Source organism: Arenibacter catalasegens (assembly GCF_002909235.1).
GTDB lineage: Bacteria > Bacteroidota > Bacteroidia > Flavobacteriales > Flavobacteriaceae > Arenibacter > Arenibacter catalasegens.
This window is the reverse complement of sequence record NZ_PHQQ01000015.1, coordinates 97,832-112,763: the sequence shown is the minus strand read 5'-3', so window position 1 is coordinate 112,763 and position 14,932 is coordinate 97,832. Positions and strand designations below refer to the sequence as shown.

Here is a 14,932-nt window from a genome sequence, read left to right as displayed (position 1 = left end):
AATTTTCGCCCAGAATCTGGCATACATGAGGAAAGTTGCGGTTTTGGCTTGTTTTTATCTTTTTACCTCTTGCAACTGGTTTACTTCCAATGAAGAAAAAACCCAAGAATTGGTAAATGAGGAAATGCGCAATATAAATTTCAATGAGGTTGATCGCTATCCCTTATTTGACGATTGTGATGAAATGATGGATAAATCAGGGCAATTGGATTGCTTTCAAAACACCCTTTTATCTCAGTATACGGAGACCTTGGAGGATTTTGAGTTTCAATTTGTGTCCGACATTAACACTACTATTTACGTGGATTTTATGGTGGACTTTAATGGGGAAATATCCGTGTTGGAAGTGCAACGAAATGAGGATATTGAAAATCAGATTCCAGAATTTCGCAGTATCATCACCCAAAGTCTAAAGGGGCTGCCCCCATTGTCGCCCGCATTAAAACGCGGGGTGCCCGTATCCTCAAAATTTAGGATTCCCATTATTGTGAATTCTAAATAAACAACGGTATAAACCTAAAATAACTCCTGAATTGGTAAACGAAAAGATAATATTGGGGATTGATCCAGGAACTACCATTATGGGCTTCGGCTTAATTAAAGTGGTGAATAAAAAGATGGAATTTCTTCAGATGAACGAGCTCTTGCTTCAGAAATATAACGATCCCTATACCAAGCTAAAACTCATTTTTGAACGCACTATAGAACTGATTGACACCTACCACCCTGATGAAATTGCTATTGAGGCACCTTTTTTTGGAAAAAACGTACAATCTATGCTCAAGTTGGGGAGGGCCCAAGGGGTTGCAATGGCCGCAGGCTTATCGCGCCAAATTCCTATTACAGAGTACTTGCCTAAAAAGATTAAAATGGCTATTACGGGCAACGGTAACGCCAGTAAGGAACAGGTTGCCAAAATGCTGCAAAGTGTATTGGGCTTAAAATCGCTCCCCAAAAACCTGGATAGTACCGATGGCCTTGCCGCTGCCGTATGTCATTTTTATAATGAGGGCCGAATAGAAGTGGGGAAAGGTTATAGTGGCTGGGATGCTTTTGTGAAACAGAACGGTGACAAAATCAATAAACAATAATCAATTACCAATAATTTATTTATGGGTACCGATAGTAATCCTTTAGCAGAGAAGTCCTATGCTTTTGCATTGAAAGTAGTATTGTTATATAAGGAAATCATTAGAAATGAAAAGGAGTTTGTATTATCCAAGCAATTGTTAAGGGCAGGAACATCAATTGGGGCAAATGTATCCGAAGCGAATGGTGCAATTTCAAAAGCGGATTTTTCCGCTAAAATTTCTGTTGCGTATAAGGAGAGTCTAGAAACAAAATATTGGTTACACCTTTTAAAAGATTCAGATTATATTTCTTCAATTGAAGCAAATAAGTTAATAGCAGAGGCAGATGAACTATCTAAAATTATGTTTTCCATTCTAAAGACTACAAGGATAAACAACGCAAAATGATTCATAATTCACATTGTTTATTGCTAATTGTTAATTGTTCACTGTAAAATGAGCGGCATCTATATCCATATCCCTTTTTGCAAGCAGGCATGTCACTATTGTGATTTTCATTTTTCGACCAATATGGGGAAGAAGGAGGCTATGATATTGGCATTGATAAAAGAGTTGGAGCTTCGGAAGGAAGAGTTTAAGGATGAGGTGGTACAAACCATTTACTTTGGAGGCGGAACTCCTTCGGTTTTGGATACGGTCGAAATCGACCAGATAATAGCAGCTGTTAATTGTAATTATTCCGTAGTAGCTAATCCAGAGATAACCTTGGAGGCTAACCCCGATGATCTGTCCAAGGAGAAAATAGAAGAATTAGCCAAGTCCCCTATCAATAGGCTGAGTATAGGTATCCAATCCTTTTTTGAGGAAGACCTGAGAATGATGAACAGGGCGCACAATGCCCAAGAGGCTGCAGCATGTATTGCTCTGGCAAAACTTTATTTTGATAACATTTCCATCGATCTTATTTATGGCATTCCTGGACTGACCAATGAAAGGTGGATTTCCAATATAGACAAGGCATTGGATTTTGGAGTTCCCCATATTTCCAGTTATGCCCTTACCGTGGAGCCTAAAACGGCCTTAAAATCATTTATAGACAAAGGGCTTATCCCACCCGTAGATGATGAATTGGCAGAAGCTCACTTCCATATCTTGGTCCAGGAATTGGAAGCGGCCGGATTTGTAAATTATGAGATTTCTAATTTTGGAAAACCGGGATTTTTCTCTAAGAATAACACCGCCTATTGGCAAGGAAAAAAATATTTGGGCATTGGTCCATCCGCACATTCCTATGATGGTATTCGTAGAGGATGGAATATAAACAACAATGCCAAATACATAAAAGCACTTGCCGAAAATCAACTTCCCATGGAAACAGAGGTTTTGTCCAGAACGGATCGTTATAACGAATATATTATGACCGGCTTGCGCACCATCTGGGGAGTGTCTTTAGAGCGGATAAAAACCGAGTTTGGCGCAAAATACCATACGTATATAATGGAACAATCCAGTAAAAAATTGGAAGACGGATTACTTTTTGTAGAAAAGGAGCATTTACTGGTCTCGAAAAAGGGGAAATTTTTGAGTGATGGGATTGCTGCCGATCTATTTTTGGTTAACTTGTCCTGAACTTGTTTCAGGATCAAAGTTCTTTTTATGACAAAAGGTTATTTCTATATCCTTAGTAATTCAACAAGAAATTTATTGTATGCCGGGGCGACTAGATATGTTATTAAACGATTGAGACTTCACGAACTAGGTATGGGTTCAGTTTTTACAAAGAAATATCATGTTAAATATTTGATATATTTTGAAGAATTTGAGGAGATTGGAGATGCCTTTAAAAGAGAAAAGCAAATAAAAAATTGGCATAAAGACTGGAAATGGAATTTGATAAAGGAAATGAATCCGGAATTGTTAGATTTAAGGCATCGATTTGAATAACTAGTGCGGCAATAAGAGTTACTGAAACAAGTTCAGCATACATGAAAACCATTATAAAATACAACACCAAAAATTATACTATAGACCTTTCCAAGCCCTTGGACATCTCTATTTCCATTACCGGTAAAAGTTCCAATGTAAATGCATGGTATGTGGATCCGCCTAAAATTGAGCCCCATAGTGAGGGCGAATTTATTGGCAAGGTCTCCGAAGGGGCCTCGACCAATTTTAACGATATTTATTTTAATCCACATGCTCACGGTACCCATACCGAATGTGTTGGGCATATTACCGATGAGTTTTACTCGGTAAACAAGAGTCTTTCCAAGTACTTTTTTATGAGTGAGGTAATCACAGTGGCGCCAGAAAAAATAAATGGAGATTTTGTTATCTCCAAAAAACAATTACAGTACGCCCTAGGAAATAAAAAAAGGGAAGCAGTAATCATTAGGACTATACCCAATCTCAAGGATAAACTTACCCGACAATATGCCCATACCAACCCCCCATACTTGATGGAGGAGGCTGTTCAGTTATTAGTAGACATGGGCGTAGAGCACCTACTGGTGGATCTTCCTTCCGTGGACAGAGAAAATGATGACGGAGCACTTTTGGCCCATAAAACCTTCTGGAATTACGATGGAAAACGGCGATTTCAAGCTACAATAACGGAGTTTGTTTTTGTAGCGAATTCCATTATGGACGGCAAGTATTTTTTAAATTTACAGATAGCGGCGTTTGAAAATGATGCCAGTCCCAGCAGGCCTGTTCTGTATTTAATAGAGGACTGATGCAGAATGGTATGGGATTACTTTTAAAAGTTGAAGAAATAGGAATGTTCCTACTAGGGGTTTATCTATTTGGTCTGTTGGATTATAGCTGGTGGTGGTTTATTGGTCTAATTTTGGTGCCCGATATTGGTATGCTGGGTTACCTCCTTGGAAATAGACTAGGGGCTATTGGTTATAATTTATTTCATCATAAAGGTTTGGCCATCGCAATTTATTTTCTTGGGATTTATCTTTCATTACCTTTGTGTCAGTTATTAGGGATTATCCTATTTTCCCATGCTTGCATGGACAGGATATTTGGATATGGACTTAAATATAATAAGGGGTTTAAATACACCCATTTAGGAGAAATCGGGAACAAAGATGAGTGATATATTGGAACTTTTTTTGGGTCTTGTTTTGGGGGCCATTACTATGTACTGGGTATTTTCTGTTTTTCGAAAAAAGAGGAGCAAGGAACTCACGGAACATCAGTCCACTATTCTATTGGATAAGATAAAGAGCGTATGTAAATTAATAACGGTGGAGGGCGATTTTGCGGAAATATATCGCTACGAAAATACTAAAGAACGTTTTCTAAGTTTGGTAAGTAGTAAGAAGAAAGCTTTGATTATTATAAACGCCAAAGCGCATATTGGTTTTGATTTAAAGAAATTACAAATGCATGCCGATAACGATAAGAAGAAAATTATTCTTACTAATTTTCCGCAGCCTGAAATTTTATCAATTTCTCCAGAACTTCAGTTTTACGACATACAAAACGGACTTTTCAATTCGTTTACGCCAACAGATCTTACTTCATTGAATATGGAGGCAAAGAAACATATAATGGATAAAATTCCCCAAAGCGGATTATTGGATACGGCCAATAAAGAGGCCTTGGAAGCGGTACTTTTAATAGAAAAAATTGTGGAAACCATTGGTTGGAAACTGGACTATACGGCCTTAGAAATGAACAATCGTAAAAAGCCGTTTTTGGATTCGTAATTTCCCTTTGTTCACAGGGTCTAAATAGGAAAATTGTTTTTTATTGTAGCAGCCAAAATGCATTTTTATAAAAGGCTGCTAAGGATAGATTTATAGGACAAACTATCTGTGAAAATTTAATTTATACTGTAATATTTTTAACAATGACCGTATATAGCTATGGTCAAAACAAAGAAAACATGAAGAATTTTGATTCCAATTATGTGCACACCGTTTATTTTTGGTTAAAGAACCCCGACAGTGTAGCGGATAGAAAGGCTTTTGAGACATCGATCTTGAAGTTTATGCGGGATTCCGAATATGCCAAGACCAATTTTGTGGGTGTACCCCCAAAAGCAACTCGCGATGTAGTGGATGGTTCATTTACCTATTCCTTGGTGGTCTCTTTTGAATCCGCAGATGCACAGTTAAAGTATCAAACAGAGGAAGCACACAACTTGTTTGTTGCGGAATCCAGTAATTTATGGACCAAGGTCATCGTGTACGATTCCTTGGGAATCTAGGGTGGTTTTATGATTACTTATAGAGAAGCCAAGTCCAAAGATTATATTAAAATTGCAGAATTGCATGTAATAAGTTGGCAACAGCATTACAGGGGTGATTTTAGCGATCAATTTTTGGATGAAGAAGCTGCTTCGGAGAGAGAAGAAGTTTGGAAAGATAGACTAATCAACCCCTCTCCCAATCAATTCGTCTTAGTTGCCGAACAGGACGGAGAAATCTGCGGATTTGCATGCGCTTTTATGGACGATAATGTCCAATTCGGTGCCCTTTTAGATAATTTGCATGTTTCAGAATCAGCTAAAGGCCGAGGAATAGGCAAACACTTAATCAGTTTGGTGGCTCAAGAGGTTTTAAGGAATAATCCCACTACCAAAATGTATTTATGGGTGCTGAAGAACAATAGAATTGCTATAGGGTTCTATGAGCGTTTAGGGGGAGTTAACATAGAAACTGTGATAGGCAATGATATAGGGGACAAAGAAGTGCTCAAATGCCGGATGGTTTGGGACTCGCTTCAACTGTTGGCAAAGGATGATAGTCATACAATTAAGTAGTTATGAACATCGAGGAATTTAGGGAGTATTGTATTTTAAAAAATGGCGTTACCGAAGAATTTCCTTTTGATGCTTCCACCTTGGTATTCAAAGTGATGGGGAAAATGTTTGCGCTTGTTCCCTTGGAAAGGATTCCATCCCAAGCCAATTTAAAATGCGATCCAGAAAGGGCCATTGAGCTTCGTGAAACCTATGACGGTAAAATTATTCCTGGATACCATATGAGCAAAGTACATTGGAATACCCTTTATTTGGAGGGGCTAGATCCAAGTTTTGTAAAGGAATTGATAGACCATTCCTATGCCTTGGTTGTGGCTGGACTTACCAAAAAGCAGCAAGCTGAACTTAAGACATTAAATTAATAATAATCGAATTATATACATTTCAAATTCCTAAATGGAGCACTTAAAAGTATTTTATAAAAAAAGAGTTGAAGTTCACCAAGAGTTGTTAGGCAAGGTGAAACAGCAACTAGCACTATCAAGTACCGTTCGATTGATACTTTTTGTTATTGCGACTACCTTGGTCTACCTTGTTTTTGGTGACACAAAATTGGTCCTCGCCGTAATTATCGTGACCATCGGGATATTTTTATATCTGGTTTCCAAGCATACGGACTTACAGTACAAAAGGGATAAATTATTGGCGCTGATTAAAATAAACGAAACTGAGATTCATGTGCTGGATAGGAATTTTCATCATCTTCCCGATGGTTCGGAATACAGGAATCCTACACATTATTTTGCCCAGGATATCGACCTATTTGGCAAAGGTTCATTCTATCAATACAGTAATCGTACAGCATTGAACCAAGGCAGTGATATGTTGGTGGAAATGCTCTTGTCCAATGATATCGATAATATAGAATCCAAGCAAAAATCGGTGGAGGAGCTTGCAAAAATGCCCGATTGGAGACAGCAATTTTCAGCTATCGCTATTTTGGTAAAAACGGATACCACCACTAAAACTATAGTTTCGTGGCTGAAGGGGTATAAGGCGTATGTTCCCAAGGCAATGCGCTTTCTGCCTAATGTATTTTCCCTGGTTTCCGTGATTTTAATTGGAGGTTACCTGCTAGGAATTTTGCCAGGTTTCCCCATTCTAATTATTCTTTTGGCTGGTTTATTGGTCAGTGGTTTTTACCTAAAAAAAACTTCAAAATTGGCCTCCGATGCCAATAGGGTGCAAAGCACCTTTCATCAATATCAAAAGTTGATATTAAAAATAGAGGAGGAGGAATTTACCACAGAACTTTTAAGGAAGAAAAGTAATGGTGTTGTTTCCAAAGAACAGCTGGCATCAAAAATTTTAAAGGAGTTTTCGGAGATACTAAGTGCTTTGGATCAACGGAACAATATGTTTTTCGCCTTACTTGGAAATGGATTTTTACTTTGGGATTTGCGTCAAGCATACAGGATAGAGCAATGGATAGGTAAACATGGATTAAAAGTTGAAAACTGGTTCCATACCATTGCTATTTTTGATGCCTATAATAGTTTGGGAAATTTTGCCCATAACCACCCGTCCTATTCGTATCCAAAGCTGGTGGAAAACGGGATTGTCCTGAAATCGGTGAAGGCATCACATCCTTTGTTGGATCCTAAAAAGGCAGTTCCCAATGATATAAACATTCTTAAGGAACAGTTCTTTATTGTTACAGGGGCCAATATGGCGGGGAAAAGTACATTCTTAAGGACAGTTTCCCTTCAGATTGTCATGGCCAATATTGGCCTTCCCGTATGTGCATCTGCAGCCGAGTATTCGCCGATAAAATTAATTACCAGCATGCGCACTACCGATTCCCTTACAGATGATGAATCGTATTTCTTCTCGGAACTAAAGCGGTTAAAGTTTATTGTGGATGAAATTCAAAACGACAAATATTTTATTGTTTTGGACGAGATCCTAAAAGGGACCAATAGCTTGGACAAGGCAATTGGATCCAGGAAGTTTGTTGAAAGATTAGTGACTTCAAAGTCGACCGGAATTATAGCCACCCATGACCTTAGTTTGTGCGAGGCTTCAGAAGAGTTGCCACAGATTAAAAATTATTATTTTGATGCTGAAATCATAAACAACGAACTTCATTTTGATTATACCTTCAAAACAGGTATCTGTAAAAATATGAATGCTTCTTTCTTGTTGAAGAAGATGGAAATAGTGGAATAGTCTGCTTGGGAGCAAGGATATTTACAAAACACGTAAGGTTAATATTTGCTAAGGCCTTGGGAATAAAGAACAACAATGGATTCGCTAACACAGATCGTATTGGGTGCCGCGGTGGGAGAAGCCGTATTAGGAAAGAAAGTCGGTAATAAGGCTATGTTCTATGGAGCCATTGCGGGAACCATTCCAGATCTCGACGTTTTGGCCAATTATGTTACGGATAGTGTAACGGCCATAGAATGGCACAGAGGTGTTAGTCACTCTATTTTCTTTTCGGTAATATTTGCCCCTATCTTCGGATGGCTGATCTTTAAATTGGAGCGTAATGGACCTGCCAGTTGGAAAGATTGGTCTTGGTTAATGTTTTGGGGACTCTTTACGCATCCCATTTTGGATGCTTTTACTACTTGGGGTACTCAACTGTTTTGGCCTTTTGACCTTAGATTGGCTTTTCAGAACATCTTTGTTATTGATCCCTTATACACCCTCCCCTTTTTGGCGTTTCTTATAATGGCCCTTAGACAAAAGCGCGACTCGCCAATTCGTGGACGTTATAATACTATGGGGTTGATAGTTAGCAGTGCCTATTTGGGACTGACCTTGGTGCTTAAGGGAATTGCCTTTAAAAAGATAACGGATAGTCTGGATGCCCAAGGGATAGCCTATAACGACATGGATGTGAGACCGTCTCCATTTAATACTATTCTATGGTCTGCCAATGTGGATGCAGGTGATGCTTACCTAATTGGGAACTACTCTTTTTTTGATAATAAGCCCATTGAATTCAGTAGATATCCTAAAAACCATGAATTATTGGGCAGCTTGGCTGGGAACGATAAGGTAATGCGACTCAAGAAAATTACGGAAGGATGGTTTACCATAAATGAGAAGAATGGAGAGCTATTTTTTAATGACCTACGATTTGGATTGATGAGTTTGGAGCCCAATGAGCAACAATTTGCCTTCAATTATAAGTTGGTTTCCAAGGACGGTGATCTATTGGTAGAAGAAACTCCTAAAATGAAGCGCGATGCCAAAAAATTACTCCTAGCTCTTTGGGGAAGGATGTGGGGGAATTAAAATGTTGATTTAAATAAGGGAATGGCTAAGAAGTTGTATAAAATAAAGCACATCATTTTTTGGTCTGGTATTGGCGGGGTAATATTCTTTGTAGTAGCTGTGGTAATTGGTGGCCATCTTTTGGAGGTGTACAGTCATAATCGGCAATTGATAAGTGAATCCTATGCCAAGGGTACGGAGTATGGGGCTGTTCTTAGATGGGGTGCAATAATCCCCAGTGGAATTCTTATGTCTGTCTTTGCGTTTCTTTCGCCAATGGTCTTGCCAAAGAGTCTATTGATCAAGTTGGGATTCTGGGGCCTAGGATTATTTTATGGTATGGCTACAATAGTGGTTGGTATTTTTCCCTGTGATGCCGGCTGCAACCCCGAACTTATAGATCCTTCCACTTCCCAGATCATCCATAATTTTTCAGGAGGAATTACTTATTTAACAGTGCCCTTCTGTATTCTTGCAGTGGGGTTGGGATCCAAGAACTTTTTGCGGATACTTTCCGTAATTTTTGGCTTGATGTCCATTGTTTTTACTTGGTTGCTACTTGGAAACTTGAATAGTTCCTACCTTGGACTTTTCCAGAGATTGCTGGAAGGGTCCATATTGGTTTGGATATGTTATGTATCTATATTCATCAAAAAATTATGATTCCTTATAAACTCTTCACCTGTACCTCGTGAAAGGCATTGGCTTGTAACTTAAGCAATTCCTCGGCCTTCTGTTTTTTATAATTGTAGATTTCTTCCTCCTCAACTATTTCACCATAAATTTTATTATTTAACAGCGTATCTGTTTCCAATACTTTTTCCCGTTGACTTACTTTTTGGGTAACCCAGGTCCTAACGGCACTTTCTTCATCTTCCAGTTTATAATCATACGCGCCTTTTGGTGATAATAACTTTGCGATTATGGGTGAAGTTTCTATAGCCAAGAATAACAGAAAGATAAAAAAGGAAGGCATCCAGGGTAGTTTGTCCAAGGCATTTATACGTGCCATTAATCCATCGAAACCATCAATAATAGGTTGTGTGGTTGTAATCTGATCGGCATATTCCAGATCCAAGGCCGCTATCTGTGTTTCCAGAGCTGTGATTTTAACAGCGTTGGTTTGTTTTAGTGATTGAAGTTCCGTCTGGGCGGCGTCGTGTTTATCCCGTTTTTCCTTATACACAGGTCCTTTTCCCAATAATTTGGTGCCAGCCGTGCCTTCAGCTTCTGAAATATAGGTATCGTACAGAGCGTTGGTTTCGGCCTCTTTAGTAGCTATTTCATTTCTTAGGCCCAAAATAGCGGCATTCAATTTTTCTGTTTTTGGGGTGTATTGGGTAGCGATTTGCTCTTTATTAACAAGTGTCATCGTATTTTTTTCTTCAAGAAGCACTTGATTGATTTCCTTTTCGAAAATTTTCATTTCCAAGGGTTTGGATATAACAATAGCGATGATCACCGCCAAAATTATTCTAGGGGTAGCCTGTAGAAATTCACTTTTAAAGCTATTGGTCTTCTTTATGGTGGAGACAATAAAGCGGTCGAGATTAAAAATGAGCAGACCCCAAATAAGGCCAAAGAAAACAGAGGAGTAGACATTGTCGAAGACAGTGAATAGGGCGTAGGCACTGGCGATAAAGGCCATAACAGCGGTAAAGAATACCGTTGCGCCAATTCCGGCATATTTGTTTTGCTCTCCCTTGGAGCAGGTTTTTAGAATATCGGCATCTGCTCCAGAGCAGAGAATAAAAAATTGCTGTAACATAGTGTTCTGATTTTGATTGATGTTCCTATAGGTTGTTAGAACGTAGAAACAAATGATTTGTTACAGAAAATTATCATAAATATTGGGTATTTTTTAGACGCTTTTGACTATTGGTAAAGATATGCTGTCCCAGGCTCAGATAAATTCTAGATGGCTGGCCATGCGTATCAAGGTGGCCGTATTTTTAGCTTCAAATTTTGCCAACAAGTTTTTTCGATGAGTGTCCACAGTAGTGATACTTATAAAAAGTTTGGTTGCAATCTGGTTATTGGTAAGGCCATCGGAAATAAGGGATAATACTTCTTTCTCCCTTCTTGTAATTATTGGTATTTTTGAGCCCTCATTTTTTTTGACAATCAATGCGGCTTCCTCACTTAAATATTTTTCACCGTCCATTACTGTTTCAATGGCATCCAATAATTCTTCTTTGGTTGCATTTTTCAACACATATCCGGAAGCTCCATTATCCATTATTTTGTTGATGTAGCTCTGTTGATTATATGAACTTAAACCTATAATTTCAATTTTGGGAAATTTCAATTTTATTTCCTTACAGAGGTCTATGCCGCTTATATCCGGTAGGTTTATGTCCAATAAGATGATATTTGGTTTATGGTTTTGCAGGAATGCCATGCAGGATGTTGCGTTCATGGCATGTCCCATCCACTCCAATCCCTTTTCATTTTGCAACAGTGACCTTATGCCCTCGATTATCATATAATGATCATCGACAATAAATATTTTTGTTGTCATTTAAATATTAAATTCAATGTGCATCGATGTTCCTTTTGTATATTCAGAGTCTACGTTTAAATTTCCTTTTAGAAATTCGACCCTATGCTGAATATTGGTCCAGCCCATTCCTTTCGATTTTTTTAAAATTAGAGTATCGAATCCGTCGCCATCATCCTCTACAGTTATGGCAAGTTGATGCTCCGTTTTAGTTATTTGCACAATGACAGTTTCTGCCCTTGCATGTTTTAATGTGTTGTTGATGAGTTCCTGAACAATTCTATAGATTGTAATGGCTACCGTTTGGTTTATCAGTGCACCCTCAAGTCCAATGGACAGATAGTTGATCTGTAATGCCCCACTCTTGTTTATATGGTTGCAAAAATCTTTGAGTGCAGTATCCAGCCCGAATTTCAGGAGGGATTCTGGCATCATATTATGGGCCACCCTGCGCATTTCTTTAATAGAACTGTCCAGCATATCCATACTCCGTTCAAATACCTGTTGATTTTCATTCGTCATGACCATATTTTCTTTAATAGTCTCAAAGGAGTATTTAATTCCAGAAAGCATTCCTCCCAAGCCGTCATGTAGGTCTTTGGCAATTCTAGTTCTTTCTTGTTCTTCTCCCTTAAGGACAGCTTCAGTAGCTGCAAGCTGCTTTTCGGTCTCCAGTTCATTAATACGTGTCAATTGAAGTTTTTGTTTATGGCTATAGCTTCGATACGAGATAAGACTTAAAAGCATGAAGGTGGCTATTACACCGAAAAGCAAATAATTCAATATGTTTTTTTGTTTAATGGTAAGCTCTTGAATTTTTTTATTGTATTCCAAATTGGAGATTGTGCTTTCTTTTTTTTCGGAATCGAACTTGGCTTCCAAAAGTTGGATATTCGTTTTGGTTTTATCCCCTACAACAGAATCATTCAAAATTTCAAACTTCTTTCTATATTCCAATGCTTCCGGAAATTGGTTTGTTATCTCGGCCAATTCAGAGGCTTTTAGGTACAGATCCTTAAGTTCGTATTTTGACTCTAATTTTTGTGCCAAGGATATTCCTGTTAGTATGTGGGATTTGGCATTTAGGTATTGTCCTTGGTTCTTGTACAGATCTGCCAATCCCATATAAGCATACATCTCATATTCCTGGGCATCTTTTTCCTTTGATAGGGCAATTACATCAGTGTAGTATTTTAGGGCTTGACTTTGGTCGTTTTTTGCATTGAACACATCTGCTGTACCCAGCCATCCGTCCAAAAGGACGATATAATCGTCGGTTCTTTTACCTATTTCGGTTATATGCGAATAGTGTTTCAATGCATTGTTGTATTCCTTTAAATAGAGCTCGGCTGTTGCTATATTAAATGTGGATGAAGAGATAGCATAATCATTTTTAAGTTCATGGGCGAGTGTCAATGATTTTTCAGCATATGCCTTTCCCTTTTTGTAATCCTTAAGATTGATAAAAATAGATGCTAAATTATTATTTAGAATCCTCTGTAATCTCTGGTCTCCCAATTCTTCGGCAATTTTTAAGGCCCGTAGATAGTGGTCCGTTGCCAATTGAAAATCTGATAGATAATGCCATTCACTGCCTATATTGATCAAAGCCACGGCAATGTCTTTCTTGCTTCCAATAGTTTCATAAATGGCAAGTGCTTCTTTACATAAGGTCAGTGCTTCCCTATATTTACCTTGGGAGTTTAGAATTTGGATGGCGTGACTGGCATATGCCGCCCTTCCTTTATCAAAATCTAGCGCTAATGAACGCTGTTTTGCAGCATTGAAATACCAAAGGGCAGAGTCGGGTAGATTATTAGCCAATTCCTCGCCATATTGGTAATACAGGTTTATAAGTACAGTATCATTGGGAGCTGTTTTTATTTGACGCCCTATACTGTCCAGTTTAGTGGTCTGGGCAAAGGCAAATTGCAATGGGGCCAAGTATAGTACCGACCAAACAATTAATTTGCACCAATAGTATAATGCAGACATAGCTTACAATTTGCTCCATTAAAGGTAAGCATAGTGCCGATACCTTATATCCCTTTTTTCCATGATTTTTAGTAGGATAAAAATCCTGTTTTTAGGGGATTGTACAAATGGTGTTTAATATGGAATTTTACAATGTATAAATTGTATTTGCGTCAATATTGAGTTGGAATGCAGATGCAAATAATTGGGGGGTTTCTTTCAAAGAAGTAACGGTTATTTATTGAAGTTTAACTATAAATTTTATTGGAATGAAAAAAAAACATGTTATGCTAGTGGCCATACTAGGCCTGTTAGGAATATCAGCCTATAAAATAGGGGAGGACATTATTGCCAAATTGGGAATGGACCATGCGAATGCCCAAAATTATATAATGGCAAATTTTACTGGGAGTTTTGGAACGGAATATGACGTGAAGAATAATTTCATGAGTCTTCCCAGATTGAAGATGTTATCATCTATAGTGGAAGGAGACAAGGTAGGTGCGGCCAAAGAACTCTGTGAGTATATAAGGAAGTATTGTAATAGCGAGGAGTTCATTGTTAAGTACCAAAAGAAAAGAGCCGACAGTAAGCCTAGTTCAGAGCCTCCTAGAATGGATGAGGCTGTACTGCAGGGAATGAGGGATGGGATTAAGGATTTGGAGGCAGCCATAACCGACCTCAAAAAGGCGCCTAAGGAAAATGCCCAGGCAATTGGCATGTACCAACCTATGGTGGATGAACAAAAAGCTTCCTTGGCCATGTATGAAGATCCAACACCCAATAAAACGAAATGGGAAAAAAATTATCCAGCAGACCCTGCGGTTCTGGTAAAAAGAAAATTAGAGGAATACCTTAGCCTAGTTGCCAAAGTGGATTTTAACGCAAAGCTAACTGCTCCCGATAATTATAAAATTAAAAAGTTCGTCAATCCGGATTATGAGAGTAAAACGCCCCAATGGAAAGCCTATTATAGGGCGGGTAAGGAAGTGAATAGTGAAGTTACTGCTTTTGTAAAAGCTTGGCTCCAAGGCGAGATTATTTCTTCAGTAAAAACTAAAATGCCTGTGTCATTGGAAGATTCCAATAAGGGTAATTCTACCGTTAGTAAGGCCTCCCCATCCGTTGCGGTGGAAAATGGCAATGATGACCAAAATCAAAATACAAGCACACCGGAGGGCGAACCAAAAAAATCACTTTTGGCCAAGATGAAGTCAAAGGCAAAATCGATTATTAATGAATAATGTTTTTAATGCAGCGGTATCCTTTTTTGGTAATTCGGTCTGGTCCAATACCTACAAGGTTTTAGAAATCATGTAGGTATTCATCTCCCATGTCCTGCAAGAGTTTTTTGAAACTTATGGGTATTTGGGTATGATCGTAGCCTTCCTTTTCGCTTTGGGTTTAAGTCCTACAAGGTTT

General features: G+C 38.4%; 18 protein-coding genes. 15 read left to right on the top strand and 3 right to left on the bottom strand.

The features are described from left to right. The first annotated feature begins 25 nt into the window (after positions 1-25). The 14 genes from CWD90_RS13070 (at position 26) to CWD90_RS13005 (ending at position 9,699) form a co-directional block, all read left to right on the top strand. Entirely contained in the window at positions 26-502 is a 477-nt protein-coding gene (locus CWD90_RS13070; protein WP_103476519.1) for a hypothetical protein, read from the top strand. A 31-nt stretch (positions 503-533) separates the two neighbouring features. Continuing rightward, positions 534-1,091, top strand: a complete 558-nt coding sequence (gene ruvC, locus CWD90_RS13065) for a crossover junction endodeoxyribonuclease RuvC (RefSeq protein WP_103476518.1) — start codon at positions 534-536, stop codon at positions 1,089-1,091. A 21-nt stretch (positions 1,092-1,112) separates the two neighbouring features. Next, entirely contained in the window at positions 1,113-1,478 is a 366-nt protein-coding gene (locus CWD90_RS13060; RefSeq protein ID WP_103476517.1) for a four helix bundle protein, read from the top strand. A 48-nt stretch (positions 1,479-1,526) separates the two neighbouring features. Then, positions 1,527-2,660, top strand: a complete 1,134-nt coding sequence (gene hemW / locus CWD90_RS13055) for a radical SAM family heme chaperone HemW (protein WP_103476516.1) — start codon at positions 1,527-1,529, stop codon at positions 2,658-2,660. Positions 2,661-2,687: 27 nt separating this feature from the next. After that, entirely contained in the window at positions 2,688-2,975 is a 288-nt protein-coding gene (locus CWD90_RS13050) for a GIY-YIG nuclease family protein (protein ID WP_103476515.1), read from the top strand. Between the two features lie 41 nt (positions 2,976-3,016). After that, a complete protein-coding gene (locus CWD90_RS13045) occupies positions 3,017-3,766 on the top strand; it encodes a cyclase family protein (RefSeq protein ID WP_103476514.1) in 750 nt (249 codons plus the stop codon). Between the two features lie 11 nt (positions 3,767-3,777). Next, on the top strand, positions 3,778-4,137 hold the full coding sequence (locus CWD90_RS13040) for a DUF4260 domain-containing protein (protein ID WP_103476537.1): 360 nt from the start codon (positions 3,778-3,780) through the stop codon (positions 4,135-4,137). After that, entirely contained in the window at positions 4,130-4,753 is a 624-nt protein-coding gene (locus CWD90_RS13035; protein ID WP_103476513.1) for a DUF4230 domain-containing protein, read from the top strand. The genes CWD90_RS13040 and CWD90_RS13035 overlap by 8 nt, the downstream gene beginning before the upstream one ends. 179 nt (positions 4,754-4,932) lie before the next feature. After that, positions 4,933-5,256 carry a Dabb family protein gene (locus CWD90_RS13030; RefSeq protein ID WP_239986514.1) on the top strand — a complete coding sequence of 108 codons (324 nt, stop codon included), beginning with the start codon at positions 4,933-4,935 and terminating at the stop codon, positions 5,254-5,256. Between the two features lie 9 nt (positions 5,257-5,265). Beyond that, complete coding sequence (locus CWD90_RS13025) at positions 5,266-5,811, top strand: GNAT family N-acetyltransferase (RefSeq protein ID WP_103476511.1); 546 nt, start codon at positions 5,266-5,268, stop codon at positions 5,809-5,811. 2 nt (positions 5,812-5,813) lie between these two features. Continuing rightward, on the top strand, positions 5,814-6,173 hold the full coding sequence (locus CWD90_RS13020; RefSeq protein WP_103476510.1) for an MmcQ/YjbR family DNA-binding protein: 360 nt from the start codon (positions 5,814-5,816) through the stop codon (positions 6,171-6,173). Between the two features lie 34 nt (positions 6,174-6,207). Further along, on the top strand, positions 6,208-7,980 hold the full coding sequence (locus CWD90_RS13015) for a MutS-related protein (protein ID WP_103476509.1): 1,773 nt from the start codon (positions 6,208-6,210) through the stop codon (positions 7,978-7,980). Between the two features lie 75 nt (positions 7,981-8,055). Then, the gene (locus CWD90_RS13010) at positions 8,056-9,057 is read left to right on the top strand and encodes a metal-dependent hydrolase (protein ID WP_103476508.1); all 1,002 of its coding nucleotides are present in this window, start codon (positions 8,056-8,058) and stop codon (positions 9,055-9,057) included. A gap of 21 nt (positions 9,058-9,078) precedes the next feature. Beyond that, on the top strand, positions 9,079-9,699 hold the full coding sequence (locus CWD90_RS13005) for a DUF998 domain-containing protein (RefSeq protein WP_103476507.1): 621 nt from the start codon (positions 9,079-9,081) through the stop codon (positions 9,697-9,699). Positions 9,700-9,703: 4 nt separating this feature from the next. On the opposite strand, the gene CWD90_RS13000 is transcribed toward CWD90_RS13005, so the two are convergent. From CWD90_RS13000 to CWD90_RS12990, 3 genes are all read right to left on the bottom strand, one after another. Then, positions 9,704-10,804 carry a DUF4407 domain-containing protein gene (locus tag CWD90_RS13000; protein ID WP_103476506.1) on the bottom strand — a complete coding sequence of 367 codons (1,101 nt, stop codon included), beginning with the start codon at positions 10,802-10,804 and terminating at the stop codon, positions 9,704-9,706. 135 nt (positions 10,805-10,939) lie between these two features. After that, positions 10,940-11,557 (bottom strand): response regulator, encoded by a 618-nt coding sequence (locus CWD90_RS12995; RefSeq protein WP_103476505.1) that lies wholly within the window; start codon positions 11,555-11,557, stop codon positions 10,940-10,942. Continuing rightward, positions 11,558-13,531, bottom strand: coding sequence for a tetratricopeptide repeat-containing sensor histidine kinase (locus CWD90_RS12990; RefSeq protein WP_103476504.1), 1,974 nt, complete (start codon positions 13,529-13,531; stop codon positions 11,558-11,560). Positions 13,532-13,779: 248 nt separating this feature from the next. Between CWD90_RS12990 and CWD90_RS12985 the strand changes: the two genes are divergently transcribed. Further along, positions 13,780-14,754 (top strand): hypothetical protein, encoded by a 975-nt coding sequence (locus tag CWD90_RS12985; RefSeq protein WP_103476503.1) that lies wholly within the window; start codon positions 13,780-13,782, stop codon positions 14,752-14,754. Positions 14,755-14,932: the final 178 nt, after the last annotated feature.